At 70.6% G+C, this 25,319-nt stretch carries 25 protein-coding genes; 20 read left to right on the top strand and 5 right to left on the bottom strand.

The window, feature by feature from the left end:
- Positions 1 to 19: 19 nt before the first annotated feature.
- Positions 20 to 610: a heme exporter protein CcmB gene (locus T8T98_RS10725; protein WP_251105956.1), complete on the bottom strand. Its 591-nt coding sequence runs from the start codon at positions 608 to 610 to the stop codon at positions 20 to 22.
- 65 nt (positions 611 to 675) lie between these two features.
- Positions 676 to 1,293 carry a heme ABC exporter ATP-binding protein CcmA gene (gene ccmA / locus T8T98_RS10720; protein ID WP_251105199.1) on the bottom strand — a complete coding sequence of 206 codons (618 nt, stop codon included), beginning with the start codon at positions 1,291 to 1,293 and terminating at the stop codon, positions 676 to 678.
- Between the two features lie 48 nt (positions 1,294 to 1,341).
- Between ccmA and T8T98_RS10715 the strand changes: the two genes are divergently transcribed.
- A complete protein-coding gene (locus tag T8T98_RS10715; RefSeq protein WP_160733789.1) occupies positions 1,342 to 1,629 on the top strand; it encodes a 4a-hydroxytetrahydrobiopterin dehydratase in 288 nt (95 codons plus the stop codon).
- Between the two features lie 9 nt (positions 1,630 to 1,638).
- On the opposite strand, the gene T8T98_RS10710 is transcribed toward T8T98_RS10715, so the two are convergent.
- From T8T98_RS10710 to T8T98_RS10700, 3 genes are all read right to left on the bottom strand, one after another.
- Positions 1,639 to 2,445 carry an SDR family oxidoreductase gene (locus tag T8T98_RS10710; protein WP_160733788.1) on the bottom strand — a complete coding sequence of 269 codons (807 nt, stop codon included), beginning with the start codon at positions 2,443 to 2,445 and terminating at the stop codon, positions 1,639 to 1,641.
- A 79-nt stretch (positions 2,446 to 2,524) separates the two neighbouring features.
- On the bottom strand, positions 2,525 to 4,591 hold the full coding sequence (locus tag T8T98_RS10705; protein WP_322295671.1) for a S9 family peptidase: 2,067 nt from the start codon (positions 4,589 to 4,591) through the stop codon (positions 2,525 to 2,527).
- A 79-nt stretch (positions 4,592 to 4,670) separates the two neighbouring features.
- Entirely contained in the window at positions 4,671 to 5,288 is a 618-nt protein-coding gene (locus T8T98_RS10700) for a DNA-3-methyladenine glycosylase family protein (protein WP_160733787.1), read from the bottom strand.
- 90 nt (positions 5,289 to 5,378) lie between these two features.
- Here T8T98_RS10700 and T8T98_RS10695 point away from each other — a divergent pair, with 90 nt between their 5' ends.
- The 19 genes from T8T98_RS10695 (at position 5,379) to ftsA (ending at position 25,318) form a co-directional block, all read left to right on the top strand.
- Positions 5,379 to 5,696, top strand: a complete 318-nt coding sequence (locus T8T98_RS10695; protein ID WP_160733786.1) for a 2Fe-2S iron-sulfur cluster-binding protein — start codon at positions 5,379 to 5,381, stop codon at positions 5,694 to 5,696.
- Positions 5,697 to 5,816: 120 nt separating this feature from the next.
- Positions 5,817 to 6,818 (top strand): cysteine synthase A, encoded by a 1,002-nt coding sequence (locus T8T98_RS10690; protein ID WP_160733785.1) that lies wholly within the window; start codon positions 5,817 to 5,819, stop codon positions 6,816 to 6,818.
- Positions 6,819 to 6,848: 30 nt separating this feature from the next.
- Entirely contained in the window at positions 6,849 to 7,220 is a 372-nt protein-coding gene (locus T8T98_RS10685) for a hypothetical protein (RefSeq protein WP_160733784.1), read from the top strand.
- Complete coding sequence (locus T8T98_RS10680) at positions 7,201 to 7,977, top strand: GldG family protein (RefSeq protein WP_251105200.1); 777 nt, start codon at positions 7,201 to 7,203, stop codon at positions 7,975 to 7,977. Before T8T98_RS10685 ends, T8T98_RS10680 begins: the two co-directional genes overlap by 20 nt.
- Before the next feature lie 320 nt (positions 7,978 to 8,297).
- The gene (locus T8T98_RS10675; protein WP_322295670.1) at positions 8,298 to 8,801 is read left to right on the top strand and encodes a division/cell wall cluster transcriptional repressor MraZ; all 504 of its coding nucleotides are present in this window, start codon (positions 8,298 to 8,300) and stop codon (positions 8,799 to 8,801) included.
- Positions 8,798 to 9,748, top strand: a complete 951-nt coding sequence (rsmH, locus tag T8T98_RS10670) for a 16S rRNA (cytosine(1402)-N(4))-methyltransferase RsmH (protein ID WP_251105202.1) — start codon at positions 8,798 to 8,800, stop codon at positions 9,746 to 9,748. The genes T8T98_RS10675 and rsmH overlap by 4 nt, the downstream gene beginning before the upstream one ends.
- Positions 9,745 to 10,254 (top strand): hypothetical protein, encoded by a 510-nt coding sequence (locus tag T8T98_RS10665; RefSeq protein WP_322295669.1) that lies wholly within the window; start codon positions 9,745 to 9,747, stop codon positions 10,252 to 10,254. Before rsmH ends, T8T98_RS10665 begins: the two co-directional genes overlap by 4 nt.
- Positions 10,251 to 11,972, top strand: a complete 1,722-nt coding sequence (locus tag T8T98_RS10660; RefSeq protein ID WP_160733780.1) for a peptidoglycan D,D-transpeptidase FtsI family protein — start codon at positions 10,251 to 10,253, stop codon at positions 11,970 to 11,972. Before T8T98_RS10665 ends, T8T98_RS10660 begins: the two co-directional genes overlap by 4 nt.
- Positions 11,969 to 13,438 (top strand): UDP-N-acetylmuramoyl-L-alanyl-D-glutamate--2,6-diaminopimelate ligase, encoded by a 1,470-nt coding sequence (locus T8T98_RS10655; protein ID WP_322295668.1) that lies wholly within the window; start codon positions 11,969 to 11,971, stop codon positions 13,436 to 13,438. Before T8T98_RS10660 ends, T8T98_RS10655 begins: the two co-directional genes overlap by 4 nt.
- Positions 13,435 to 14,907 carry a UDP-N-acetylmuramoyl-tripeptide--D-alanyl-D-alanine ligase gene (locus tag T8T98_RS10650; protein ID WP_251105204.1) on the top strand — a complete coding sequence of 491 codons (1,473 nt, stop codon included), beginning with the start codon at positions 13,435 to 13,437 and terminating at the stop codon, positions 14,905 to 14,907. The genes T8T98_RS10655 and T8T98_RS10650 overlap by 4 nt, the downstream gene beginning before the upstream one ends.
- Positions 14,908 to 15,978: a phospho-N-acetylmuramoyl-pentapeptide-transferase gene (mraY, locus tag T8T98_RS10645; RefSeq protein ID WP_160733777.1), complete on the top strand. Its 1,071-nt coding sequence runs from the start codon at positions 14,908 to 14,910 to the stop codon at positions 15,976 to 15,978. It begins immediately after the preceding gene.
- Entirely contained in the window at positions 15,975 to 17,348 is a 1,374-nt protein-coding gene (murD, locus tag T8T98_RS10640) for a UDP-N-acetylmuramoyl-L-alanine--D-glutamate ligase (protein WP_160733776.1), read from the top strand. The genes mraY and murD overlap by 4 nt, the downstream gene beginning before the upstream one ends.
- Positions 17,345 to 18,571, top strand: coding sequence for an FtsW/RodA/SpoVE family cell cycle protein (locus T8T98_RS10635; protein ID WP_251105206.1), 1,227 nt, complete (start codon positions 17,345 to 17,347; stop codon positions 18,569 to 18,571). The genes murD and T8T98_RS10635 overlap by 4 nt, the downstream gene beginning before the upstream one ends.
- Positions 18,568 to 19,779, top strand: a complete 1,212-nt coding sequence (gene murG / locus T8T98_RS10630) for an undecaprenyldiphospho-muramoylpentapeptide beta-N-acetylglucosaminyltransferase (RefSeq protein ID WP_322295667.1) — start codon at positions 18,568 to 18,570, stop codon at positions 19,777 to 19,779. The genes T8T98_RS10635 and murG overlap by 4 nt, the downstream gene beginning before the upstream one ends.
- On the top strand, positions 19,776 to 21,197 hold the full coding sequence (murC, locus tag T8T98_RS10625; protein ID WP_251105208.1) for a UDP-N-acetylmuramate--L-alanine ligase: 1,422 nt from the start codon (positions 19,776 to 19,778) through the stop codon (positions 21,195 to 21,197). Before murG ends, murC begins: the two co-directional genes overlap by 4 nt.
- Before the next feature lie 38 nt (positions 21,198 to 21,235).
- Positions 21,236 to 22,162 carry a UDP-N-acetylmuramate dehydrogenase gene (gene murB, locus T8T98_RS10620; protein WP_251105959.1) on the top strand — a complete coding sequence of 309 codons (927 nt, stop codon included), beginning with the start codon at positions 21,236 to 21,238 and terminating at the stop codon, positions 22,160 to 22,162.
- A complete protein-coding gene (locus T8T98_RS10615; RefSeq protein ID WP_160733771.1) occupies positions 22,159 to 23,145 on the top strand; it encodes a D-alanine--D-alanine ligase in 987 nt (328 codons plus the stop codon). The genes murB and T8T98_RS10615 overlap by 4 nt, the downstream gene beginning before the upstream one ends.
- Positions 23,132 to 24,037, top strand: coding sequence for a cell division protein FtsQ/DivIB (locus T8T98_RS10610; RefSeq protein WP_251105209.1), 906 nt, complete (start codon positions 23,132 to 23,134; stop codon positions 24,035 to 24,037). Before T8T98_RS10615 ends, T8T98_RS10610 begins: the two co-directional genes overlap by 14 nt.
- Positions 24,038 to 25,318: a cell division protein FtsA gene (gene ftsA, locus T8T98_RS10605; protein WP_160733769.1), complete on the top strand. Its 1,281-nt coding sequence runs from the start codon at positions 24,038 to 24,040 to the stop codon at positions 25,316 to 25,318.
- The last annotated feature ends 1 nt before the right edge of the window (position 25,319 follow it).

Genomic DNA, 25,319 nt, shown 5'->3' with positions numbered 1-25,319 from the left:
GTTGACGCGCGCGGCGTGACTATTCCTCGCGCGCGGCGCGGATCGCGGCGCCGCCGGCGAAAGGCGCGATGGCCACGAGCAGGAGGCTGATCGCGCCGGTCAGCGCCAGCCCGCCTTCGCCCGGCGCCGAAAGCGCCCCCGCGCCGAACACCAGCAGGGGCACGGCCAGCGGGATCGCCAGCAGCCCGGCCAGCGCCGCGCTGCCCCGCAGGCCGATCGTCAACGAGGCGATCAGGATGCCGATTGCCGCCAGCCCGGGAGTCCCCGCGAGCAGCCCCAGTTCCACCAGAATCAGGGTTTCCCCGTCGATCCCGACGAGCGCGCTGGCGGGCACCGCCGCCAGCATCAGGAACGGGCCGAAGCCGAGCCAGTGGGCGAACAGGCGAACGGCGATTACCAGTTCTTCCGAAATGCCGCGCAGCGCCCACTGGTCGAACAGGCCCTGTTCGACGTCGCCCGCCAGAAGCCGGTCGAGCGGCAGGATCGCGGCGAGCAGCGCGGCGACCCAGATCACGCCCCCGCCGGTGGCGGCCAGCAATTGCGCGTCCGGCCCCACGGCGAAGGGATAGACCATGGCCACGGCGAGGAAGAACAGCAGCGGCAGCATCATCCCGCCGCCGCGCCCGCCGGGCAGGAGACGGGCCAGGTCGCGGCGCAGGAGGGCGGCGATCGTCCTCACGCTGCCGTCTCCCCCTGGCGGGAGCCGGCCGGGCCGGGCAGGGCGAAGTCGGCCAGCGCCAGCGTGGCCGGGGCCGGCATCGCCATCACCTGGTGGCTGGCGACCACGGCGATGCCGCCTTCGGCGCAGTGTTCGGCGACCAGCGCCTCGCACAGCGCGGCGCCTTCGGCATCGAGGCCGTTGAGCGGTTCGTCGAGCAGCCAGACCGGCGCGCCCTGCGCGGCCAGGCGGGCGAGGGCGGCGCGTTTCTTCTGCCCGGTCGAGAGATAGCGGACCGGCACGTCCTCCAGCCCCGCCAGGCCGAGGCGCCGGGCCTGCCGGCCCACGTCCGCGCGGTCGAGCCGGGCCCAGAAGGCCAGCGCGCGGCCGAGGGGGAGTTGCGCGTCCAGCGCGTGGCGGTCGTCGAGCAGGGCGATCGCGCCGCGCCGTTCGACCGTGCCGGCGAGCGGGCGCAGCAGGCCGGCGAGAATGCGGATCAGGCTGGTCTTGCCGATCCCGTTGGGCCCGGCGATGCGGCAGGCCGCGCCGGGGCCGAGCGCGAGCGAGACGCCGCGGAACAGGACCCGCTCGCCCCTGCGGCAGGCGAGATCGGTCGCGGCGAGGTGCGCTTGCATGGTCGCGCGGGTTAGGCGAAAGCGCCCGGCCTAACAAGGAGACACGAAATGGCCGTTGCCCGCCTGACCGATTCCGAACGCGAAGAGCTGCTGCGCCGGCACCCCGAATGGTCGCTGGCGCGCGACGGCGACGCGATCGAGCGGACGTTCGCGTTCGCCGATTTCAACGAGGCTTTCGGCTTCATGACGCGCGTCGCCCTGCTGGCCGACAAGGCCGACCATCATCCGGAGTGGTCGAACGTCTACAACCGGGTACAGATCGCCCTGACCACCCACGACGCGGGCGGCCTGTCGCAGCGCGATGCAGACATGGCGAAGGCGATCGACGCGCTCTGAGGCGGCGGCCTACTGCCCCAGCGGGCGCGCGGTGGCGCGGGCCATCCTGCGCACCCGGCCGGGCATCCAGCGCGCGCCGAAGGCCAGCCGCCGCGCGGTCTGGCCGACGAGGGTGTGAAGCCGCTCGCCATGGACGGCCGCCCAGGCCGCTTCGGCCACCTGTTCGACCGGGGTGATCTCCAGCCCTGCGGCGCGCACGCGGTCGCGGATCGCCTCGTTGCTCTGCTGGTTCGGGGCATGTTCGAGCAGGGGCGTGTCGATGAAGCCGGGGCACAGGCTGCGGACCCTGACGCCCAGCTCGGCCCATTCGGCGTCGAGCGCCTCGGTCGCGCCGCGCACGCCGAACTTGGTCGCCGAATAGACCGAGGCCCCGCTCGTCCCGTAGATACCCGCTGCGCTGGCCGTGTTGAGCAGGCAGCTGCCCGGCGCGGTCTTCTCCAGCCAGGGCAGGGCAGCCTGCGCGCCGTAGAGCACGCCCTTCAGGTTGATGTCGATGCAGCGGTCGATTTCCTCGGTGCTGTTTTCCGACAGCGATCCGCCCAGCGGAATGCCGGCGTTGTTCGCGACCACGTCGATCCGGCCGCCCGCCGCGGTCGCGAAAGCGTCCAGCGCCGTGTCCCAGGCGGCGCGGTCGCGCACGTCGAACTTGTGGGCGTAAGTGTACCCGTTGCCGATGGCCGACAGCGTCTGGTCCATCCCGGCGGTGTCGATGTCGCCCACGCCCACGAACCAGCCGCGCTGGCCGAACAGGTGGGCAATGGCCCGCCCGATGCCCGAACCGCCGCCGGTGATGAAGATCGCCTTGCGATCGCCCATTGTGCCTCTCCCGCAAAAAATGGCCGCGCGGGGATGGGTACCCCCGCGCGGCCGCTTTTGCCAGCACTTTACGTAAGCGTCAGTCGGCGAGCGCTTCGGCCAGGCCCTGGACGAATTCCTCGCCCTCGACGATCTGCGCCGAGGACGCGGCGACGGTGTCGCCGATCGGCTCGGCCCGGCCGCCCAGGCAGGTGGCGAGGAAATTCTCGCTGATCGCGGTGAAGGCGATGTTGTTCGCCGGGCGGGCGAACCCGTGGCCCTCGTCGGGGAAGAGCACGTACGTCACCGGGATCCCGTGTTCCTGCATCGCGGCGACGATCTGGTCGCTTTCCGCCTGCTTGACCCGCGGATCGTTGGCGCCCTGCCCGATCAGCAGCGGCTTGGTGATCCGGTCCGCCGAATGGAGCGGGCTGCGTTCCTTCAGCAGGGCCAGCCCTTCGGGCGTGTCGGGATCGCCCATGCGCTGGTGGAACTGTTCGACCAGCGGCGCCCAGTAGGGCGGGATCGTCTCCAGCAGGGTCTCGAGGTTGGACGGGCCGACGATGTCCACGCCGCAGGCGAATTTCTCCGGCGTGAAGGTCAGCCCGGCGAGCGTGGCATAGCCGCCGTAGGAACCGCCCATGATCGCGACCTTGTCGGGCGCGGTCACGCCGCTTTCGATTGCCCAGTCCACCGCGTCGATCAGGTCGTCGTGCATCTTGCGGCCCCATTCGAGGTCGCCGGCGGAGATGAATTCCTTGCCGAAGCCGGTCGAGCCGCGGAAATTGACGCTGAGGACGGCGTAGCCGCGGTTGGCCAGCCACTGGTGCTGCGAATCGTAGCCATAGCCGTCGCGCGCCCAGGGGCCGCCGTGGACCAGCAGGACCATCGGCACCGGCGCCTCGGGAACGCCGTCGCCATCGGCGTCGGAGCCCGGCGGCAGCGTGAGGTAGGACGGCAGGGTCAGCCCGTCGCGCGCGGTCAGCTCCAGCGGGTGCATCGGCTGCAGCGGCGCGCCTTCCAGCTCGGGCCGGCTGACGTAGAATTCCTCCAGCGTGCCCGCCTCGCGGTCGTAGATGAACGTCCGCACCGGCGCGGTCAGCGGGTCGTTCCAGACCACCCACTTGCTGTCGTCCTCGGTCCGCGACTGGATTCCGAACTCGCCCTCCAGCCGCTGGTCGAGCCAGTCGAGCGCGCTCCCGATCTCGGGATCGATCGCGGTCCATTCGGTGGTCAGGTAGGTGAAGCTGTAAGCCTCGATCTCGCCGGTCCTCGGATCGGTCAGCGCGCCGCCGATATCGGCCTTGTCGTTCTGCGCGATCACGGTCTTTTCGCCGGTCGCAACGTCCTGCGCGATCAGCGCGGCGGTGTTCCGGCCGCGGCTGTCGATCCAGTACATCGTCTTGCCGTCGGTGGTGAAACCGGCCGGCTGGGTCGTCAGCGAATCTTCCAGCCCGGTGCTTTCGGCCGGCTCGTCGGCGATCTCGCCGTCGACGATCGGGAAGAAATCCATCCCGCCCGCCGCGTTGGGGCGCAGCGCCATGCGCAAGTCGAGATTGTCGTCCGCCAGGAAGCCGGCATAGGCGTCGTTCTGCAGCACCAGGGTCAGTTCGCCGGTGTTGAGATCGAGCATGTGGACATCGTGGTAGCGCGGATCGCGATTGTTGAGGCCGACCAGGATCCGGTCGCGGATACTCTCCGACGTGCCGACGACCTGGACCCGGGTATCTTCGAACGGGGTCAGGGTGGTTTCCTGCCCGCTGGCGATGTCGATGCCGTAGAGCAGGAAGTTCTCGTCCCCGCCCTTGTCCTGGATATAGAGCAGGCTGCGGCTGTCCGGGGCCCAGAAATAGGAACGGATCGGGCGCTCGGTCGCGCTCGTCATCGCGCGGGCGGCGGCGGGATCGTCGACGGGCGCGAGCCAGACGTTCATCACCCCGTCCTTCGGCGCGAGCCAGCTCAGCCACCGGCCGTCGGGGCTCAGGCGCCCGGCGCTGCGGGTCGGGTTGCCGAAAAGATCCTCGCGCGGGATCAGCGGTGCGGCGTGGGCCGGGTTGGTCATTCCCGAGGTGGTCTCCGTTTCCTGGGCCGTGGCGGTGGCGGGCAAGGTCATTGCCAGCGCGGTGAGCGCGGCGCCTGCGGCGAGCATGTTCGAAAGCGAACGCATGGTCTTTGTCTCCCCTGTTCCTGCGTCGGCACGCTACTGCAAACGGGGGAGGGATTGCATCCGTAAACCGACGAACGGTTCACAGGGCTGGATTGTTGTAACAGTGCCAGGTCAGGATCGCGACGGCGCCGCGATGGGGCCGCCAGTCTTCGGCAAGTGCGCGCGTTTCCTTCTCCGATGGGCGTTCCGGCAGGTCCAGAATGCGGCCGATGCCGGCCTGAACGGCCAGATCGCCGGCCGGCCAGATATCGGGCCGCCCCTCCGCAAACAGCAGGTAGATTTCGGCCGACCACCGGCCGATGCCCTTGATCTGCGTCAGTTCGGCAATCGCCTCCTCGTCGTCGGCCGGAAGGTTGTCGAGGTCGAGCGCACCGCTGACCACCCTTTCGCAGAGCGAACGGGCATAACCCTGCTTCTGGCGCGAGAGGCCGCAGGCGCGCAGAGTGTCGAAATCCCGCGCCAACAGGGCATCGGGGGCAATGTCTTCGCCCAGTTCGGCTTCCAGCTTGTTCCACATCGACGTGGCCGCCGCGACCGAGACCTGCTGCCCCACGATCGTGCGCAACAACGTGCGGTAACCCCGCTCGCGGATGCGGGTATCGGGGTAGCCGACACGGCCCAGCGCCGCGCCAAGCCGCGCTTCACGCGCCGCAACGAAATCGATCCCTTCGCGCAACTGGTCGGCTGTCAGTCCCATCCGCCCGGCTTGCCTTCCCCACTGCGATTGCCTAGCAGGCCGGCGCATCCGGCCCGTTCACGGCCGCACGCCATAAGGGAAACACGCGCAATGCCCAAGCTGATCGTCGTCAATCGCAGTGGGGAAGAATCGTCGATCGACGTCGAGGATGGCCTGACCGTGATGGAAGCGATCCGCGACAACGGCTTCGACGAACTGCTGGCCCTGTGCGGCGGGTGCTGTTCGTGCGCCACCTGCCACGTCCACGTCGATCCGTCCTTCCGCGACAAGCTGCCGCAGATGAGCGAGGACGAGGACGACCTGCTGGAATCGAGCGACCACCGCGACGACAATTCGCGCCTGGGCTGCCAGATCCCGTTCACGCCCGACCTCGACGGGCTGAAAGTCGCGATCGCGCAGGAAGACTGAGCCGGCACCGCGCACCGCGGCGGGTGCGCCTGGCGCGCCCGGCCGGGCATTAGGCGCGGTATGCAGTCGCAAACCGCAAATGCGTTGCGCCGATGGGCAAGCGATCCTAGCTCGGTCACCATGACACCACCTGCATCCCGCACCGACACGCTCGATCTCATCGGCAACACGCCGCTCGTCCTGCTCAAGGGGCCGAGCGAGGCGGCCGGTTGCGAGATCTGGGGCAAGTGCGAATTCGCCAATCCGGGCGCCAGCGTGAAGGACCGGGCGGCCCTGGGCATCGTCCGCGATGCCGAGGCGCGCGGCGAGCTGAAGCCGGGCGGCTGCGTGGTCGAGGGGACGGCCGGCAATACCGGGATCGGCATCGCGCTGGTCGCCAATGCCCTGGGCTATCGCACGATCATCGTCATGCCCGACAACCAGAGCCGCGAGAAGATGGCGACCCTGCGCGCGCTGGGCGCGGAACTGGTCCTGGTGCCGCCGACCAAGTATTCGGACTGCAACCACTTCGTCCACACCAGCCGCCGCCTGGCGGAGGAGACCGAAGGCGCGATCTGGGCCAACCAGTTCGACAATACCGCCAACCGCAAGGCGCACCTGGAAAGCACGGCGCCCGAATTGTGGGACCAGATGGACGGGCGGATCGACGGTTTCACCTGTGCGGCGGGCACCGGCGGCACGATCGCCGGCGTCGGCATGGGCCTGAAGGAGCGGGACGAGAACGTCACGATCGCGCTGACCGATCCGCACGGCGCCGCTCTGTTCAACTTCTACGCCAATGGCGAGCTGAAGGCCGAAGGCAGTTCGGTCGCGGAAGGGATCGGGCAGGGCCGGATCACCGCCAACCTGGAAGGCGCACCGATCGATACCCAGTTCCGCATCTCGGACGAGGAAGGGCTCGAATGGGTTGCCCGGCTCCTGCGCGAGGAGGGGCTGTGCCTGGGCCTTTCGTCGGGCATCAACGTCGCCGGGGCGGTCGCGCTGGGCCGGCAACTGGGCAAGGGCGCGCGAGTGGCGACGATCCTGTGCGACACCGGCTTTCGCTATCTCTCCACCCTCTACAACCGCGAATGGCTGGAATCGAAGGGCCTGCCGCCCTTCGACTGGCTCGAACGCGATTGACTGGCGGCCGCGTTGGTCTAGCCTCGGGACATGCGCGGTATCGGCGGCATCATCGGTGAAAGGCGCCCGGACCCGGCGCGGCAGCCCGTCGAGCGATCGGGCCGCGGGCGGTCGGATTCGTTCCAGCGGCTGCAGGTCGGGCTGTCGGGCCTGATCGGGATCGTCCTGGTCCTGGCCCTGGCCGATGTCATCACCGATCGGGCCAACCGCACCGAGGCGGGCAGCGTGCCCGAGGCCGCGGCCACCGTCTCGGCCGGCCCGGTGGTGCACAGCCAGCAGAACGATCCCCTCGCCGAAGCCGGCGTCGTTCCCGACCCGAAGGCGAGCGCAACGGCAACCCCGGGACCGGTCGTGCCCATGCCGCCGATGCCCGAAGCGGACGATGCGATCCCGCCGCAGTAAGCTGGCGTGGCTGGGCGGGGCCTGCGCCCTGGCGCTGGCCGTGGCGGCCTGGGCCCTGTCCGGCGGCACCCGCGCGCGGGCGGAACTGGGCCTGTTCACCACGCTGCCGATCTACTGGGCCGAAGCGGCCGGAATGTCCGAGATGCTCAGCCTGGAAACGCGCACCGGCTGGACCCGCAGCGCGCTCGAACGGCGTTTCGACCTGATGCCGATCGACACGCTTGCGGGCGGGGACGGGGCGGCCAGCCCGGCGCTCGCCGATCTCGACCTGCTCCTGCTCGCGCAGCCGCGTGCGCTCTCCCCGCACGAGAACGTCGCGCTCGACCGGTGGGTGCGCGCGGGCGGGCACGCGCTGCTCTTCGCCGATCCGATGCTGACGGCGCATTCGCGCTTCGCGATCGGCGACCGTCGGCGGCCGCAGGACGTCGCGCTCCTCTCCCCCATCCTCGGCCGCTGGGGGCTCGAGATGCGGTACGACCCCGCGCAGGACGCGGCCGAGCGCATGATCGCGACCGATCACGCCGCGCTGCCGGTGCGGCTGGCCGGCACGCTTCACCCGGTGGACGGGTATCCGACGGCGCAGGAAAAGTGCTGGATCGCCTACGACCGGGTCTTCGCCCGGTGCGAGATCGGCCGGGGGCGGGTGACGGTGATCGCCGATGCCGCCGTGCTGGAAGAGGCCGCGGGCGCGGCCCTCGATGCGCGCGAGGACGCGCTCGACTGGCTGCTCGAAAGCGCGCTCGACACCGGCCGCTAGGCACGACCGGGGATTTTCGGGGAACGGGCCGCGCCGGCGGCGCAACTGCGTGAAATCGCGGGGCTTTTCGCGTGGTCTGTGCGAGCCTTTGCGTCGAAAATACTTAGGAAAATCAATATATTGCAGATCAATCCCCTGTAATCCCCGAATTTTCCCTTCCTTCCCGCCCTTCTCCGCGGTAGAAATGCCTTCCATCGGACAGGCTTCCCTGTGTCGCGCCCGCGATTCGCGAGGCGATCCGCTCTCGTTTGCGCGATTGCGGCGGCGCAGAAGGCATGCCCGGAACGGAGCAAACCCTGGGGTGATTGGGGGCGGGCCTGGTGCCGGAGGCGCAGAACTTCACAGGATTTAGCGGCCAGGCCTTTTCGCTGCTCGGCGAAAAGGGGCGCTACGTCCTGCCGCCCGCGTTCCGCAACCTGGTGAAGGAATCGAGCGGCGGGCGCACCTTGTGCATCGACAAGCATCCCAAGCTCGACTGCCTGGTCGGTTTCGGCCTCTCGCGCCACGACGAGCTGGAGGCGCAGCTCGACCGCGAGGAAGACCTCGCCTGGAAGCGCCAGCAGGATTTCGATCGCGACACCCGCGCAGCCCAGCTGTTCGGTTACCTGCGCGTGCCGTTCGACGACAGCGGCCGCTTCATCATGCCGCCGCACCTGATCCGCCTGGGCAAGATCGAGGACCAGCTCTACTTCCACGGCCTCGGCCGCTTCTTCACGATCTGGAACCCGACCGAGCTTGCCCGCATGAGCGACGACTGGGCCGGGGCGAAGGAAGCCTGCGCCGATTTCGTCGCCGAGCACAAGGCGAAGGCGAAGCGCAAATGAGCGGGCCGGAGCAATCCCCGCACGTCCCCGTGCTGCTGGACGAAGTCCTGGCCGCGCTCGCCCCGCGGCCCGGCGACGTGATCGTCGATGCCACGTTCGGCGCCGGCGGCTATACCCGCGCCCTGCTCGATGCAGGCGCGACGGTCCATGCCTTCGACCGCGATCCCGACGCGATCGCCGCCGGCCGCGCCTGGCCCGAAGCCGCCGAGCAGCCGCCGCGCCTCGTGCTTCACCCGCGGCGCTTCTCCGAAATGGTCGCCGCGCTCGCCGATGCCGGCGTGGCGCAGGTTGACGGGGTGGCGATGGATATCGGCGTGTCATCGATGCAGCTCGACCAGGCGGACCGCGGGTTCGCCTTTTCCGCCGACGGGCCGCTCGACATGACGATGGGCCGCACCCGTCCCAATGCGGCCGATTTCCTGAACGAGGCGGACGAACAGGCGATCGCCGACGTGCTCTATCGCTATGGCGAGGAGCGCCAGTCGCGCAAGGTGGCGCGGGCGATCGTCGCCGCGCGGCCGCTGGCGACCACCGGCGACCTCGCGCGCGTGGTCCGCAAGGCGCTCGGCTATCGTCCCGGCGCCCCCAGGGACCCGGCGACGCGCAGCTTCCAGGCCGTCCGCATCCACGTGAACGCCGAGCTGGACGAGCTTTCGGCCGGGCTGTCGGCGGCCGAGGCCCTGCTGCGCGAAGGCGGGCGGCTGGCGGTGGTATCGTTCCACAGCCTGGAGGACCGGATCGTCAAGCGGTTCCTGCGCGAAGCTTCCGCCCGCACCAGCGGCGGTTCGCGCCACTTGCCGATGGAAGAACCCGCGCCCGCGCTGTTCACCGCGGTTTCGCGCGCGGTCCGCCCATCGGAAGCGGAGATCGCGCGCAACCCGCGGGCGCGCTCCGCCACCTTGCGCCACGCGGTGCGGACCGCCGCTCCGGCGCGGGAGGCGGCATGATGATCGGGGGCAGCCGCCTGCGCCAGATCGGCTGGGCCGTGGTCCTCGCGGTGTGCCTGGCCGTGTTCATGGTGCTGACCTTCCGCGTCAACGCGGTGAAGAGCCAGGTGCGCCTGGCCGAACGACAGATCGTCGCGCTCGAGCGCGAGAAGCTGATGCTGGAAACCGAGTTCGAAACCCGGGCCAACCAGCGCCAGCTGGCCGACTGGAACCGGGTGGAATTCGGCTACCAGGCGCCGCGCGCCGACCAGTACCTGGAGAACGAGCGCCAGCTCGCCGCGCTCGGCCTGCCGCGGGCGGTCGATGCGCCCGAACCGATCCGCGTCGCCCGCGCCCCCGCGCCCGAGGAGATGGACCTGCCGTCGATCGTCTCCCCCCTCGTCGGCCGGGACGAGGGCGATGGCGCGGCGGATGGGCGGCGCGACTTGTCCGCGCCGCGTTCGCTGGCCGAGCGGCTTTCCGGCGGGGCGCGGCTGGGCACCGGCCTGGCGGAGGTCGCCGAATGAACGCGCTGAGCATCAGCACCGCGATTTCGACCGGCCGCGTCAACCTGATCACCACCCGCCAGCGCTCGCTCACCGTCGCGCGCTGGCGTGCGCTGTGGCTGGCGCTGGTCTTCGCCGCGATCGCCGCCGCGGCCCTGGTGCGGATCGCCGTGCTCGGCGTCAGCGACCGCACGACGACGATCGCCTCGCTGGAAGAGGCGCTGCTCCCGCCGCGCGGCGAGATCACCGATCGCAACGGCGTGCCGCTCGCGCGGGCCTTCCCCGCCTATGCCCTGTGGTACAACCCGCGCGCGCTGGGCGAGGGCGGATCGCCGCTGGTCAAGAGCGCGGAGGAAGTCGCCGCCGAGCTTGCCGCGATCTTCCCCGACCTCGACCAGGCGAAAGTCGCGCGCCAGCTGGCGGCCGGCCGGCCCGGCTACATCCGCCGCCGCGTGCTTCCCGAAGATGCCAACCGGGTCCAGGCGATCGGCGAACTGGCGCTCGAGATGCCGCAGGAAACCGACCGCTATTACCCGCAGGGTTCGATGGGGGCCCACGTGCTCGGCTATGTCGATGCCGAGGGGCGGGGGCAGGTCGGGATGGAGCAGGTGCTCGACCGGCACCTGACCGATCCCGCGCTGCGCGACCAGCCGGTCGCCCTGTCGATAGACATGCGCGTCCAGGGCGCGCTGGAGGACGAGCTGCGCCGCGGGATGCTGGCGGTCAACGCGCTGGGCGCGGCGGGGATCGTGCTCGACGTCGATACCGGCGAGGTCATGGCACTCGCCTCCCTGCCCGAGTTCAACCCGAACAAGATCGACGCCGAGGGCGAGAAGTACATGTTCAACCGGGTGACCAACCAGGTCTACGAACTCGGTTCGACCTTCAAGCCCCTGACCGTCGCCGCCGCGATCGACGCCGGGGTGGTGCGCGATTTCGGGCGCCGCTACAACGCGGAACCGGTCGCCATCGGCGGGTTCACGATTAGGGACAGCCACCCGCTCGGCGCGACGCTGAACGTGCCGGAAAGCTTGATCCATTCGTCCAACACGGTCACGGCGCGGATCGCCGACGAACTCGGCCCCGAAAAGCTGCGGCAGACGATGATCGACCTGGGAATGAACGAGCGCCCCTATATCGAACTGCCCGCGCGCGGCCACCCGATCTGGCCGGGCGACGACTGGCCGCGCCTGCGCAACATGACCGTCAGCTACGGCCACGGGATCGCCGTCACCCCGCTGCACCTCGCCAGCGCCTATGCCGCGATGGTCAACGGCGGCGTCTGGCGCCCGGCGACGCTGCGCAAGCTCGAACCGGGCGCGGCGCCGCGCGGCCGGCGGGTGTTCAAGGCTTCCACCAGCGCGCGGATGCGCCAGCTGCTGCGGATGATCGCGGTCTACGGCACCGGGCGCAACGCCAATGCGGCGGGGTATCGCGTCGGCGGCAAGACCGGTTCGGCCGAGAAGCCCGGCGCCGGGGGCTATCGCCGGTCCACCCTGGTCTCGACTTTCGCCGCCGCCTTCCCGATGGATCGCCCGCGCTACGTCGTGATCGCCATGCTCGACGAGCCCAAGGGCACGACGGCCAGCTCGTTCCAGCGCACTGCGGCGTGGAACGCGGCCCCGATCGTGGGCAACCTCGTTCCCCGGATCGGCCCGCTGCTGGGCGTCAGGCCCGACGACGCGCGCGATGTCGACATCAGCGACTTGCGCCCGCTGATCCGTGGAGACGGCGAATGAGGCTGGGCAGGCTGGGCGCCGCCGCGGGCATCGCGTTCGACAGCGACCCCGACCGACAGGTCACCGGGTTCGCGATCGATCACCGCAAGGTCGCCCCCGGCACCGTGTTCGGCGCCTTCCGCGGGGCATCGTTCAATGGCGAGGACTTCATTCCCGCGGCTGTCGCCGCCGGCGCGGTCGCTGTCGTCGCCCGGCCCGAAGTGCAGGTGGAGGGCGCGCTCCACATCGCCGATGCGGAGCCGCGCCGGGCCTTCGCGCGGCTGGCGGCGGGCTTCTTCGCGCCGGTGCCCCCCACGATCGTCGCGGTCACGGGCACCAACGGCAAGACCTCGACCGTCGAGATGACGCGCCAGCTCTGGCGCATGGCCGGCGAACGGGCGGCCTCGATCGGGACGCTGGGGGTCACGACCTCGGACGAAAGCGTTTCGACCGGGCTGACCACGCCCGACATCGTGACCTTCCTTTCGAACATGAGCGGCCTTGCGCGCGAGGGGATAACCCACGTCGCCTACGAGGCGTCGAGCCACGGCCTGTCGCAATACCGCAACGAGGGGCTGCGCGTGTCGGCCGCCGCCTTCACCAATTTCAGCCGCGACCACCTCGACTATCACGGGACGATGGAGGAATACTTCGCGGCCAAGATGCGGCTGATCGACGAGGTCGTGGCCGACGATGCCACCCTGGTGGCCTGGACCGGCGCAGGCGAGTGGGCCGGCCGGGCCATCGAGCACGCGCGCAGGCGGCAGCTGCGCGTGCTGACGGTGGGCGAGCAGGGCGAGGACATTCGCCTGCTCGCCCATAGGCCGACCCAGCTGGGGCAGGACCTGACGATCGCCCACGACGGGGCGGAGCGGACGGTCCGCCTGCCGCTGATCGGGGCTTACCAGGTCGCGAACGCCCTGGTCGCGGCGGGGCTGGTGATCGCGACCGGCGGCGCGGCGCAGGCGACGTTCGACGCGCTCGGCCGCCTGCAGCCGGTGCGCGGGCGGCTGGAACGCGCGGCCATCGCGCCCGGCGGCGCGCCGGTCTATGTCGATTACGCGCACACGCCCGACGCGCTGGAGGCGGCCATTGCCGCGCTGCGGCCGCACGTGGACGGCCGGCTGATCGCGGTCTTCGGCGCGGGCGGCGACCGGGACGAGGGCAAGCGGGCCGCGATGGGCCGTGTCGCGGCGGACAAAGCCGACTTGGTCATCGTCACCGACGACAATCCGCGCGGGGAAGACCCGGCCGCGATCCGCCGGGCCGTGCTGGAAGGCGCGCCGGGCGCGCGCGAGATCGGCGACCGGCGGGCCGCGATTGCCGAGGCGATCGCGATGGCCGGTGCCCACGACATCGTCCTGGTGGCGGGCAAGGGGCACGAACAGGGGCAGATCATCGGTTCGGGAGAGACAATGCGGGTATTGCCGTTCGACGACGTGGCGGTGGCGCGCGAATGCGCCGGGTCCGGGCGGGACCGGCCGTGAACGCCCATCGCGCCTTGCGCCCCTGGCCGGTCCGGCCGCGCGACCGCCTGCCGCTGGCCCTGTGGGACGCGGAAAGCCTGGCCGCGGCCATGGGCGGCACGGCGAGCGAGCCGTTCCAGGCCTCCGGCGTCGAGATCGATTCGCGCGACGTCCGGTCCGGCGACCTGTTCTTCGCCCTGGGCGGGGAGAACACCGACGGGCACCGGTTCGTGGACAAGGCCTTTGCCGCAGGCGCGGCCGCCGCGGTGGTGGAGCGCCCGATCGACTGGCCGCATATCCTGGTCGACGACACCGGCGCCGCGCTGCGCGCGCTGGCCGCCGCGGCCCGCCGGCGCAGCGCCGCGGTGCGGATCGGGGTGACCGGATCGGTCGGCAAGACCGGCGTGAAAGAGGCGATCTTCGTCGCGCTCGACCGGGCCAGCCGCGGGCAGGCCCATCGCTCGGTCCGCAGTTACAACAACCACGTCGGCGTCCCGCTCAGCCTCGCGCGGATGCCGGCGCGCAGCCGTTTCGGGGTGTTCGAAATGGGCATGAACCACGCGGGCGAGATCGCGGCGCTGACCGACCAGGTGCGCCCCGATGTCGCAGTGATCACCACGATCGCGCCCGCCCATATCGAGAACCTCGGCAGCGAAGAGGCGATCGCCGATGCCAAGGCGGAGATCTTCGCCGGGCTCGAGCCGGGGGGCTGGGCCGTCATCCCCGCCGATTCCCCGCATTTCGAGCGCCTGGCCGGCCATGCGCGGGCCGCGGGTGCGCGGATTCTCTCGTTCGGGCGCGCGGCCCATGCCGACGTGCGCCTGCTCGACGCGATCCCGTCTGCCAATGGCGGGGCGCTGGTTACGGCCGACCTCGGCGACCGGCGGGTCTGTTACTCGGTCGCCGAGCCGGGCGAACACTGGATCGCCAATTCGCTCTGCGTCATGGCGGCCGTGCGCGCGGCCGAGGGGGACCTCGCCGCCGCGGGGCTCGCGCTCGCGGAAATGGGCGGGCTCAAGGGTCGCGGCGCGCGCCACCGGGTCCCGGCCAGCGGCGGCCATGCCCTGTTGATCGACGAAAGCTACAACGCCAATCCCGCCTCGATGCGGGCGACGCTGCACCAGCTGGGGCAGACGCCGGCCACCCGGCGGATCGCGGTGCTGGGCAGCATGAAGGAACTGGGCGATTTCGCCCCCTCGTTCCACGCCCGCCTGGCCGAACCGCTGGCGGCGGCGAAAGTCGATCACGCGGTGCTGGTGGGCGACGAGATGCGAGCGCTCGCGCGGGACTTGGGGAAAGGCGGTGCCAATGCGCTTGCGGGCGGGATGAGCTTCGCCCATTGCGATGGGCCTGCCGAAGCGATCGCGGCGCTCGAGGAATACGGTATCGCCGCCGGCGATGCGATCCTGGTCAAGGGTTCCAACTCGGTCGGCCTGGGCAGGCTGGTGACACATTTCGCCTCCAGGAATGGTGGAGGCCGGGAAGGCTGAATGCTTTACCTTATCGCCGAATGGCTGGGCTTCGAAGGCGCTCTCAATCTCGTCCGCTACCAGACGTTCCGCGCCGGCGCGACGCTGATGACCGCGCTGCTGATCGGCCTGCTGATCGGCCCGCGGTTCATCAACATGCTGCGCGTGCGCCAGGGCAAGGGGCAGCCGATTCGCGAAGACGGGCCGCAGACCCACCTGGCCAAGCGCGGCACCCCGACGATGGGCGGGCTGATGATCCTCGTCTCGCTGCTGGTCGCGATGCTGCTGTGGATGGACTTGCGCAATCCCTTCGTCTGGGCCTGCCTTGCCGTGACCGCGGGCTTCGGCATGATCGGCTTCCTCGACGATTACGACAAGGTATCGAAGGCGAGCCACCGCGGCGTTTCGGGCAAGGTCCGCCTGCTGCTCGAATTCGCGGTCGCAGGCGTCGCGTCGTGGATCGTCGTCGGGCAGATCAACACGTTTCTCTACGTCCCCTTCTTCAACGACCTGGGGTTCGAACTCGGCTGGTTCTACTACGTCTTCGCCGCGATCGTGATCGTGGGGGCGGGCAACGCGGTGAACCTGACCGACGGGCTGGACGGGCTGGCGATCATGCCGGTGATCATCGCGGCGGGCACTTTCGCGATCATCGCCTACCTCGTCGGGCGGGTCGATTACTCCGAATATCTCGGCATCCCGCACGTGGCGGGGGCCGGCGAACTGGCGATATTCTGCGCCGCGATCATGGGCGGGGGCCTGGCCTTCCTGTGGTTCAACGCCCCGCCGGCGGCCGTGTTCATGGGCGATACCGGCAGCCTCGCCCTGGGCGGCGCACTGGGGGCGATCGCGGTCGCCAGCCATCACGAGATCGTGCTCGCCATCGTCGGCGGCCTGTTCGTGGCCGAAGCGCTGTCGGTCATCATCCAGGTCTTCTGGTTCAAGCGCACGGGCAAGCGGATCTTCCGCATGGCGCCGATCCACCACCACTTCGAACAGCTCGGCTGGAGCGAGAGCAAGGTCGTGATCCGGTTCTGGATCATCTCGATCGTCCTCGCGCTGATGGGGCTGGCCACGCTGAAGCTGCGATGATCGTTTCGCCCGCCTTCGCCGGCAAGCGCTACGCCGTGCTCGGCCTCGCCCGGTCGGGGCTGGCCGCGGCGGAGACGCTGCTGGCAAGCGGCGCCGAGGTGACCGCCTGGGACCGGCAGGACGTGGCGCGCGACAAGCTGGAGGGGCGGGCCCGCCTGGCCGACCCGCTGGAAATCGACCTGACCGGCTTCGACGGGGTGGTCGTGTCGCCCGGCGTGCCGCTCAACACCCACCCGATCGCCGCCCGCGCGCGCGATTTCGGCGTGCCGGTGATCGGCGACGTGGAACTGTTCGCCCAGGCGCGCGCGGCCCTGCCGCCGCACCGCGTGGTCGGCATTACCGGCACCAACGGCAAGTCGACCACGACCGCACTGGTCCACCATGTCCTCGACAGCGCCGGGGTCCCGGCGCGCATGGGGGGCAATATCGGCCTGCCGATCCTGGCGCAGGATGCCCTGCCGGCGGGCGGGGTCTACGTGCTGGAGCTGTCCAGTTACCAGGTGGACCTGACCCGCACGCTGGCCTGCGAGGCGGCGGCCCTGACCAATATCACCCCCGACCACCTCGACCGCTATGCCGACTTCGCGGCCTATGCCGCATCGAAGGCGCGGCTGTTCGCAATGCAGGCGCCCGACCAGTTCGCGGTGTTCGGCTGTGCCGACGGGCCGAGCGAGGCGGTCCGGGCGACGGAGGCCGCGCGCCGCGGCCCCGGGCGCGCGGTCTGCGCCGATCGCGCTTCGCTCGCCGCGGGCCAGCGCGACTGGCCCGCCCTGCAGGGGCCGCACAACCTCGAGAACGCGGCCATCGCCGCGGCGCTCTGCGCCGAGCTGGGGGTGGAAGAGGACGCGATCCGCGCGGCCATGGCGACCTTCCGCGGGTTGCCCCACCGGATGGAGATCGTCGCCGAACATCGCGGCGTCCTGTTCGTCAACGACAGCAAGGCGACCAACCAGGCCTCCACCGCGCCGGCGCTCGCGGCCTTTCCGCCCGATCGCGCCGGCACGCCCGCGCGCCCGCGCGTTCACTGGATCGTGGGCGGCCTGCCGAAGGAAGACGGCCTGGGCGAGTGCGAGGCGCACCTGGGCAACGTCGCCGCCGCCTACACGATCGGCGAGGCGGGCCCGCGCTTTGCCGAACTGCTCGAAGGCCGCGTGAGGGTGGAGCGGGCCGAGCTGATGTGCCAGGCCCTGCGCCTGGCCTTCGCCGCGGCGGGGCCGGGGGACGTCGTCCTCCTTTCCCCCGCCTGCGCCAGCTTCGACCAGTTCCGCGACTACGAGAAGCGGGGCGAGTACTTCCGCGAGATCGTGGCCATGATGATTGGGGAACCGGCGCCGCCTGCCGATGCCTTCCCGGGGCGGTCCGCGGCATGAGCGCGACCCAGCCCTATATCCCCCGCGCCGGCGAGCGGGCCCCGCGGCCCGACCGGTTCCGCACCTCGCGCCGGGCGGAGCTGAAGATCTGGTGGCGCGAGATCGACCGCGTTCTCCTGTTCCTGATCCTGGCGCTGATGGCGATCGGCGCGGCGGCGGTGGCGGCCGCTTCGCCGGCGAGCGCCAGCCGCCTGTCTACGTCCGACCAGCAATTGCCCGATCTCTATTTCTACTGGGCGCACCTGCGCTGGCAGCTGCTCGGCCTTGCCGCGATGTTCGGCGCGGCCATGCTCTCGCGCGAGAACGCGCGGCGCGCGGGCATCGTGCTGTTCGCGGGGATGTTCGCGATGCTCGTCCTGGTGCCGATCGCCGGGTACGAGGTGAACGGCGCGCGGCGCTGGATCGACCTGGGCGTATCGTTCCAGCCGTCGGAATTCCTCAAGCCCGCTTTCGTCATCACGCTCGCCTGGATCATCGCCTGGCGCGCGCGCGATCCGAACATTCCGGTGGTCGCCATCGCCACCGCGATCATGGGCGCGGTCGGCGTGCTGCTGATGATGCAGCCGAACCTGGGCGACACGGTCCTGTTCGCCGGGGTCTGGTTTGCGCTGGTCGTGCTCTCGGGCGTTTCGACCCGGCGGCTGGGCGCGGTGATCGGCGGGGGGCTGGTCGCCGGGGTGCTGGTCTACCTGTTCTACGAGAACGGCCGGAACCGCATCAACGACTTCCTCGGCGGGGGCACGGCCTTCGACCAGGTGGACCTGGCCCAGCGCACGCTGCTGGCCGGCGGCTGGACCGGCAGCGGCCTGTGGCTGGGCATTCGCAAGATGAGCCTGCCCGAAGCCCATACCGATTACATCTTCTCGGTCATCGGGGAGGAATTCGGCCTGCTCGTCTGCGCGGTCATCGTCCTGCTCTACCTCGCCATCGTCGTGCGCGTCCTCGTGCGCCTGGCGGACGAGGAAGACTTGTTCACCCTGCTCGCCGGGGCCGGGCTGGCCGTGCTGATCGGGGGGCAGGCCTTCATCAACATCCTGGTGAACCTGCAGCTCGCCCCGTCGAAGGGGATGACCCTTCCGCTCGTCTCCTACGGCGGATCGTCGACGATCGCGGTGTGCCTGACGGTCGGCCTGCTCCTGGCCATCACCCGGCGAAATCCCTTTCTCAAGCGCGGCAGGCCCGGTGTATGGCAGCGTCTTTTCGGGCGGGAGTCACGGCAATGACTGGCGGAGCGAACCGGCACTATGTCCTCGCGGCAGGCGGCACGGGCGGGCATCTCCTGCCCGCTTTCGCCCTGGCGGCCGAGCTGGAGCGGCGCGGCCACCACGTCGCCCTGATCACCGATCGCCGCGGGGCCGAGATTCCCGGCAAGCCCGACTTCCTGCCCGCCCACGTCCTGCCGGCCGGGCGGTTCGGCAAGAACCCGCTGCGCTGGCCAAGCGCGCTGCGGGCGGTGCTGGAAGGGCGCAAGATGGCCCTGCGCCTGTTCGAAAGCTTCGAACCGAGCGCGGTGGTCGGCTTCGGCGGCTATCCGGCGCTGCCGGCGCTTCTGGCGGCGACGTCCGCCGGCGTCCCCAGCATCGTTCACGAGCAGAACGCGGTCCTGGGCCGGGTCAACCGCCTCCTGGCCGGCCGGGTCGAGGCGATCGCCACCGCCTATCCCGAGATCGCGCGCCTCAAGGGCCGCCACGCGGACAAGGTCCACCTCGTCGGCAACCCGGTGCGCCCGGCGGTCCTCGCCCTGCGGGAGGCGGAGTTTCCGCCGCTGGCCGAAGACGGCGTGCTCAAGGTCCTGGTGACCGGCGGCAGCCAGGGCGCGCGGGTCTTGAGCGAAGTCGTGCCCGACGGCCTCGCCATGCTGCCCCCCCCATTGCGCCAGCGGCTGCAGGTGACGCAGCAGTGCCGGGCAGAGGATATCGAGGCCGTGCGCGAACGCTATCGCGGGCACGACATCCCGGCCGAGCTGGGCACTTATTTCGAGGACATGGCCGCCCGCCTTGCCGGCGCCCACCTGTTCATCGGGCGCGCGGGGGCCTCCACGATCGCCGAGCTGACCGCCGTGGGCCGGCCGGCGATCCTCGTGCCCCTGCCGATCGCGACCGACGATCACCAGGCGGCGAACACGCGCGAGGTGACGAGGGCGGGCGGGGCCCGGATGATCCGGCAGGACAAGTTCACGCCGAAGGAACTGGCCAAGCAGATCCAGGTCCTGGCGCAGGATCCCCGGGCGCTGGCCAATGCCGCCCACGCCGCGTGGAATTGCGGCCGGCCCGACGCGGCGAAGGACCTGGCCGACCTGGTCGAAAGCTTCGGCGGGGCGGAAATGATGGACGTTATCCGCGTCGGCGCCGGTTCGGCCCGGGCCGGCGCGCAGACGGCGGCCGCCGGGCAGGGCGCGGCGCGTGGCAGCCTGGGGAAATCGACGGCATGAAGGGCGTGGCAACCGATATCGGGACGATCCACTTCGTCGGCATCGGCGGGATCGGCATGTCCGGCATTGCCGAGGTCATGCACAACCTGGGCTATAGCGTCCAGGGATCGGACCTCGCCGAAAGCGCGACGGTAGAGCGCCTGCGCGCGCGCGGGATCAGGGTCGCCATCGGCCAGGCGGCCGGGAACGTCGAAGGGTCCGCGGTCGTCGTCATCTCGACCGCGGTGAAGCGGACCAATCCGGAAGTCGTCGCGGCGCTGGAAAACCGCATCCCCGTCGTCCGCCGGGCGGAAATGCTGGCCGAGCTGATGCGGCTGAAGAACACCGTCGCCGTGGCCGGGACGCACGGCAAGACGACGACGACCAGCATGGTCGCGGCGCTGCTCGACGCCGGCGGGATCGACCCGACGGTGATCAACGGCGGGATCATCGAACAGTACGGATCGAACGCGCGGCTGGGCGACAGCGACTGGATGGTGGTCGAGGCCGACGAGAGCGACGGCAGCTTCCTGCGCCTCGACGGGACGATCGCGGTCGTGACCAATATCGATCCCGAGCACCTCGATCATTACGGCGATTTCGACGGGGTGAAGGACGCCTTCGTCGAATTCATCCACAACGTGCCGTTCTACGGCGCGGCGATCCTGTGCATCGACCATCCCGAGGTCCAGGCCGTGACCGGCAAGGTGCGCGACCGGCGGGTCGTCACCTACGGCTTCTCGCTCCAGGCCGATGTCTGCGCGGTCAATGTCGAGCCCGATCGCGGGGGCAACCGCTTCGACGTGGTCGTGCGCCAGCGCAGCGGGGAAGACCGGCGGATCGAGGGGGTCCACCTGCCGATGCCGGGGCGGCACAACGTGCAGAACGCGCTCGCCGCGATTGCCGTGGCGATCGAGATGGGCTGCGACGACGAGACGATCTGCAACGGTTTCGGCCAGTTCGGCGGCGTGCGACGGCGCTTCACCCGCGTGGGCGACGTGGCCGGCGCGACGGTGATCGACGATTACGCGCACCACCCGGTCGAAATCCGCGCCGTCCTGTCGGCCGCGCGCGAAAGCGTGGCGAGCCAGTCCGCGGGCCGGGTGATCGCGGTGATGCAGCCGCACCGCTATTCGCGCCTCGGCGACCTGATGGACGACTTCCAGAACTGCTTCAACGATGCCGACAGGGTCTATGTCACCCCGGTCTATGCCGCGGGGGAGGAGCCGGTGCCGGGCGTGGATTCGCAGGCGCTGGTCGCCGGGCTGAAATCGCGCGGCCACCGCGCAGCGACGACGGTCGCCGACGCGCAGGAACTGGCCCGCGTGCTCGCGGGCGAGATCGGCGAGGGCGACCTCGTGGTCTGCCTCGGCGCGGGCGACATCACCCGCTGGGCGGCGGACCTGCCCGAGGCGATCGCGCGGGAGCGCGGCGAATGAGCGACCGCGCCCCTGACTGGCCCGAACCGGATACCGGCATGGCGCCCGATTGCGCGGTCGAAGGGGGCGTGTCCGCGCCCGTGCCGGCTGGCAGCGTGCGCGGCAGCCTGACCGCGCAGGCGCCGCTGGCCAAGCTGGTCTGGTTCAAGACCGGCGGGCCGGCGGACTGGCTGTTCGAACCGGCCGACCTCGACGACTTGCGCGAGTTCCTCGGCCGCCTGGGCGGCGAGCTGCCGGTCATGGCGCTCGGCCTCGGGTCCAACCTGATCGTGCGCGACGGCGGCGTGCCCGGGGTCGTGGTGCGCCTGGGCAAGCCTTTCGCCGGGGTCGCGGAAGAAGGCGATTCGATCCTGCGCTGCGGCGGCGGGGCAAGCGGCATCCTCGTCTCCTCCACCGCGCGCGATGCGGGGATCGCGGGGCTGGAGTTCCTGCGCGGCATCCCGGGCACCGTCGGCGGCTTCGTGCGGATGAACGGGGGCGCCTATGGCCGGGAAGTGGCCGACATCCTGCTCGATTGCGACGTGATCCTGCCCGGCGGCGAGCTCGTGCGGCTGCCGGCGGCGGACTTGCGCTACAGCTATCGCCACTCGGCCCTGCCCGAAGGGGCCGTGGTCGTCTCCGCCCGGCTTCAGGGCGTCCCCGGCGATCCCGCGGCGATCGGGGCGGAGATGGACCGGATCGCGCAGGCGCGCGAGGATTCGCAGCCGCTGCGGACCAAGACCGGCGGCTCGACCTTCAAGAACCCCGATGGCGACAAGGCCTGGCGGCTGGTCGATGCCGCCGGTTGCCGCGGGCTGCGCATGGGCGGCGCGCAAGTGAGTGAGAAACACACCAACTTCCTGATCAACACCGGCGATGCGACCAGCGCCGATATCGAGGGGCTGGGCGAGGAAGTGCGCCGCCGCGTCTATGCCGACAGCGCGATCATGCTCGAGTGGGAAATCCAGCGGGTGGGCCGGCCATGAGCGGCAGCACGACCACCGGGCGCGCGCTGCACGTCGCCGTGCTGATGGGCGGCTGGGCCAACGAACGGCCGGTCTCGCTGATGTCGGGCGAGGGCGTGGCCGAGGCGCTTGAAGCGCGCGGCCACCGGGTGACGCGGATCGACATGGACCGCCAGGTGGCCGCGCGGATCGCCCAGGCCGCGCCCGACGTGGTCTTCAACGCGCTGCATGGCGTGCCGGGGGAAGACGGCACGGTCCAGGGGATGCTGGACCTGATGGGCATTCCCTATACCCATTCGGGCCTCGCCACCTCGGTCATCGCGATCGACAAGGAACTGACCAAGCAGGCGCTCGTGCCGCACGGCATCCCGATGCCCGGCGGGCGGATCGTCGAAAGCGCCAGCCTGTTCGAACAGGACCCGCTGCCGCGCCCCTATGTCCTCAAGCCGGTGAACGAGGGCAGCTCGGTCGGCGTCGCCATCGTCACGCAGGAAGGCAATCACGGCAACCCGATCGCGCGCGATGCGAAAGGCCCCTGGCAGGAGTTCGAGCGGCTCCTGGCCGAACCCTATATCCGCGGACGGGAACTGACGGTGGCGGTGATCGACGGTGCGGCCGGGCCGCGCGCGCTGACGGTGACCGAGCTGGTGCCCAAGTCGGGCTTCTACGATTTCGACGCCAAGTACACCGACGGCATGACTGAACACGTCTGTCCGGCCGAGGTGCCGGACGAGATCGCCCGGCTGTGCATGGACCTGGCCCTGCGCGCGCACCGCGTGCTGGGCTGCCGCGGGTGCAGCCGGACGGATTTCCGCTGGGACGACGAACATGGCGAGGATGGCCTGTTCGTGCTGGAAACCAATACCCAGCCGGGCATGACCCCGCTCAGCCTGGTGCCCGAGCAGGCGCGCCAGTGCGGCATGAGTTACGAAGACCTGGTGGAGGCGATCGTGGCGGAGGCGATGGACCGCGCGGCCCGGGGGGGCGGCAGTGGCGACGGTTAACCGCAAGGCCAAGGGGGTGCGCCGCTCGACCGCGGCCAAGGGACGCGCGCGGACCGCGCGGGCGGCGCGGGCCAGGACCGGATCGGTCCTCGATTCGCTGGTCTCCGCCCTGCCTTTCACCGAGGAGCAGCTGCATCGCATCTTCCTCGCCATCATCCTCGGCGGCGCAGTCGCGCTGGCGCTGTTCGTCGCCAGCCTCGCCGGGGTTCCGGCAATGGCGCAGCAACAGGTCGCGCTGCTGGCGGCCGATGCCGGGTTCGAAGTCCGCAAGGTCCGCGTCACCGGGGTCGAGCGGATGAACGAGATGAAGGTTTACGAGCGCGCGCTGGCGCGGCGCGACCGGCCGATGCCGCTGGTGGACCTGGAGGCGCTGCGCGCCGAACTGCTCGAGCTGTCGTGGGTGAAGGACGCCCGCGTCTCGCGCCAGCTGCCCGATAGCCTGGTGATCGACATCGTGGAGCGCAGGCCCCATGCCGTCCTGCGCAAGCCCGACCGGCTGATGCTGATCGACGACAGCGGGGTCGAGCTGGAGCCGATCGCGGCCGACAAGGCGCAAGGCATGCTGATCGTCGCCGGGCCGGGCGCCGGCCGGCAGGTGGGCGCGCTGGCCGACCTGCTGGCGGCGGCCCCGGCGCTCGGCCCCCAGGTGGCGGAGGCGGAGTGGATCGGCAACCGCCGCTGGAACCTGACGTTCGACACCGGCCAGGTGCTCGCCCTGCCGCAGGGGGAGGACGAATCCGCCGGCGCGCTGGTCGCCTTCGCGCGGCTCGACGGGGTCAACCGCCTGCTGGGCGGCAAGGTCGCGACATTCGACATGCGCGCGCCCGATCGGATCTACATGCGCGTGCCCGGGCGCGCGGCGCAGGCCATGGCAACGCAGGAGGGGGAATAGATGGGGCTGCCGCGCATCACCCGCGTCTTCGGGGCGGTCAACATCGGCTCGTTCCGCATCTCGGCCATGATCATGGGGCTTTCCGAAACCGGCGAGATGATCGTCCTGGGGTCGGGGCACCGGGCCAGCCAGGGGATCAAGCGCGGTTACGTGACCGACATGGCCGCCGCGACATATGCCATTCGCGACGCGGTGGAACGGGCGGAGAAGAACGCGGGGACGAGCGTTTCCAGCGTGTGGATCGGCTGCGCCGGGGCGGGGCTGGCGAGCCAGGTCGCGAAAGTGGAAATCGACATCGGCGGGCGCCGGATCGAGGAGGAGGACATCGAGCTCCTGCTCGTCACCGCGCGCGATTCGATCGAGCCGGACGGGCGCATGGTCCTCCACGCCCAGCCCGCGCATTACACGCTCGACGGGGCGCACGGGGTCGCCAACCCCAAGGGCCTCCATGCCGAGCAGCTGGGCGTCGACGTCCACGTCATGCTGGCCGACGGGGCGCCGGTCCGCAACCTGATCGAGGCGGTGCAGAACGCGCACCTCGACGTGGAGGCGGTCGTCGCCGCGCCGATCGCGGCCGGTTACTCGTGCCTCACGCACGAGGAGCGCGAACTGGGCACCGCGCTGATCGAGATCGGGGGGGAGGTGACGAACGTCTCGCTCTATGCCGGCGGGATGCTGCTCGGCCTGGCCGCGATCCCCTACGGCAGCGCCGACATCACCGACGCGATCGCCTCCAGCTTCGGCATTCGCCGGTTCCAGGCCGAACGGCTGAAGTGCGTGGCAGGATCGGCCATCGCCAGCCCGACCGACCACCGCGAGATGGTGCCGGTCAACGGGCCGGACGACGGATCGGTCCAGCCGGCCGCGCGCGGCGCGGACGACCGCAACCGCATCCCCCGGGCGGAGCTGGTCTCGGTAGTGACCGAGCAGCTGGCCAAGCTGACGGGCGAGATCGCCCGGTCGCTGAAGGCGATGGGCTTTTCCGGCTCGAGCGGGAGCCAGGTCGTCCTCACCGGCGGGGGCGCGGAACTGGCGGGCATTGCCGAATTCACCCAGAGCGCGCTCGGCCGCCCGGTCCGGATCGGCAAGCCGCCGGCGCTGCGCGGCTTGCCCGAGGCACATTCCACCGCAGGTTTCGCGACGCTGGCCGGATTGTGCCTCTATGCGGCCGACGACCCGGTTGACATTCGCTCGGTCGGTCCGAGCTACCAGCCGACGATGCGATATTCCGGCCTCGGCCTGGTCAACCGCGTCGTTCGCGCGGTGCGCGAGTATTTCTGAC

This window comes from Pelagerythrobacter marinus, from assembly GCF_034375205.1.
GTDB lineage: Bacteria > Pseudomonadota > Alphaproteobacteria > Sphingomonadales > Sphingomonadaceae > Pelagerythrobacter > Pelagerythrobacter marinus.
This window is presented reverse-complemented; position numbering and strand designations above follow the sequence as displayed.

What these genes read in the sequence shown, in the direction of transcription:
- T8T98_RS10725 (WP_251105956.1), bottom strand. Translation starts at nt 610, where the DNA reads ATGATGCTGCCGCTGCTGTTCTTCCTCGCCGTGGCCATGGTCTATCCC.
- ccmA (WP_251105199.1), bottom strand. Translation starts at nt 1,293, where the DNA reads ATGCAAGCGCACCTCGCCGCGACCGATCTCGCCTGCCGCAGGGGCGAG.
- T8T98_RS10715 (WP_160733789.1), top strand. Translation starts at nt 1,342, where the DNA reads ATGGCCGTTGCCCGCCTGACCGATTCCGAACGCGAAGAGCTGCTGCGC.
- T8T98_RS10710 (WP_160733788.1), bottom strand. Translation starts at nt 2,445, where the DNA reads ATGGGCGATCGCAAGGCGATCTTCATCACCGGCGGCGGTTCGGGCATC.
- T8T98_RS10705 (WP_322295671.1), bottom strand. Translation starts at nt 4,591, where the DNA reads ATGCGTTCGCTTTCGAACATGCTCGCCGCAGGCGCCGCGCTCACCGCG.
- T8T98_RS10700 (WP_160733787.1), bottom strand. Translation starts at nt 5,288, where the DNA reads ATGGGACTGACAGCCGACCAGTTGCGCGAAGGGATCGATTTCGTTGCG.
- T8T98_RS10695 (WP_160733786.1), top strand. Translation starts at nt 5,379, where the DNA reads ATGCCCAAGCTGATCGTCGTCAATCGCAGTGGGGAAGAATCGTCGATC.
- T8T98_RS10690 (WP_160733785.1), top strand. Translation starts at nt 5,817, where the DNA reads ATGACACCACCTGCATCCCGCACCGACACGCTCGATCTCATCGGCAAC.
- T8T98_RS10685 (WP_160733784.1), top strand. Translation starts at nt 6,849, where the DNA reads ATGCGCGGTATCGGCGGCATCATCGGTGAAAGGCGCCCGGACCCGGCG.
- T8T98_RS10680 (WP_251105200.1), top strand. Translation starts at nt 7,201, where the DNA reads ATGCGATCCCGCCGCAGTAAGCTGGCGTGGCTGGGCGGGGCCTGCGCC.
- rsmH (WP_251105202.1), top strand. Translation starts at nt 8,798, where the DNA reads ATGAGCGGGCCGGAGCAATCCCCGCACGTCCCCGTGCTGCTGGACGAA.
- T8T98_RS10665 (WP_322295669.1), top strand. Translation starts at nt 9,745, where the DNA reads ATGATGATCGGGGGCAGCCGCCTGCGCCAGATCGGCTGGGCCGTGGTC.
- T8T98_RS10660 (WP_160733780.1), top strand. Translation starts at nt 10,251, where the DNA reads ATGAACGCGCTGAGCATCAGCACCGCGATTTCGACCGGCCGCGTCAAC.
- T8T98_RS10655 (WP_322295668.1), top strand. Translation starts at nt 11,969, where the DNA reads ATGAGGCTGGGCAGGCTGGGCGCCGCCGCGGGCATCGCGTTCGACAGC.
- mraY (WP_160733777.1), top strand. Translation starts at nt 14,908, where the DNA reads ATGCTTTACCTTATCGCCGAATGGCTGGGCTTCGAAGGCGCTCTCAAT.
- murD (WP_160733776.1), top strand. Translation starts at nt 15,975, where the DNA reads ATGATCGTTTCGCCCGCCTTCGCCGGCAAGCGCTACGCCGTGCTCGGC.
- T8T98_RS10635 (WP_251105206.1), top strand. Translation starts at nt 17,345, where the DNA reads ATGAGCGCGACCCAGCCCTATATCCCCCGCGCCGGCGAGCGGGCCCCG.
- murG (WP_322295667.1), top strand. Translation starts at nt 18,568, where the DNA reads ATGACTGGCGGAGCGAACCGGCACTATGTCCTCGCGGCAGGCGGCACG.
- murC (WP_251105208.1), top strand. Translation starts at nt 19,776, where the DNA reads ATGAAGGGCGTGGCAACCGATATCGGGACGATCCACTTCGTCGGCATC.
- murB (WP_251105959.1), top strand. Translation starts at nt 21,236, where the DNA reads ATGGCGCCCGATTGCGCGGTCGAAGGGGGCGTGTCCGCGCCCGTGCCG.
- T8T98_RS10615 (WP_160733771.1), top strand. Translation starts at nt 22,159, where the DNA reads ATGAGCGGCAGCACGACCACCGGGCGCGCGCTGCACGTCGCCGTGCTG.
- ftsA (WP_160733769.1), top strand. Translation starts at nt 24,038, where the DNA reads ATGGGGCTGCCGCGCATCACCCGCGTCTTCGGGGCGGTCAACATCGGC.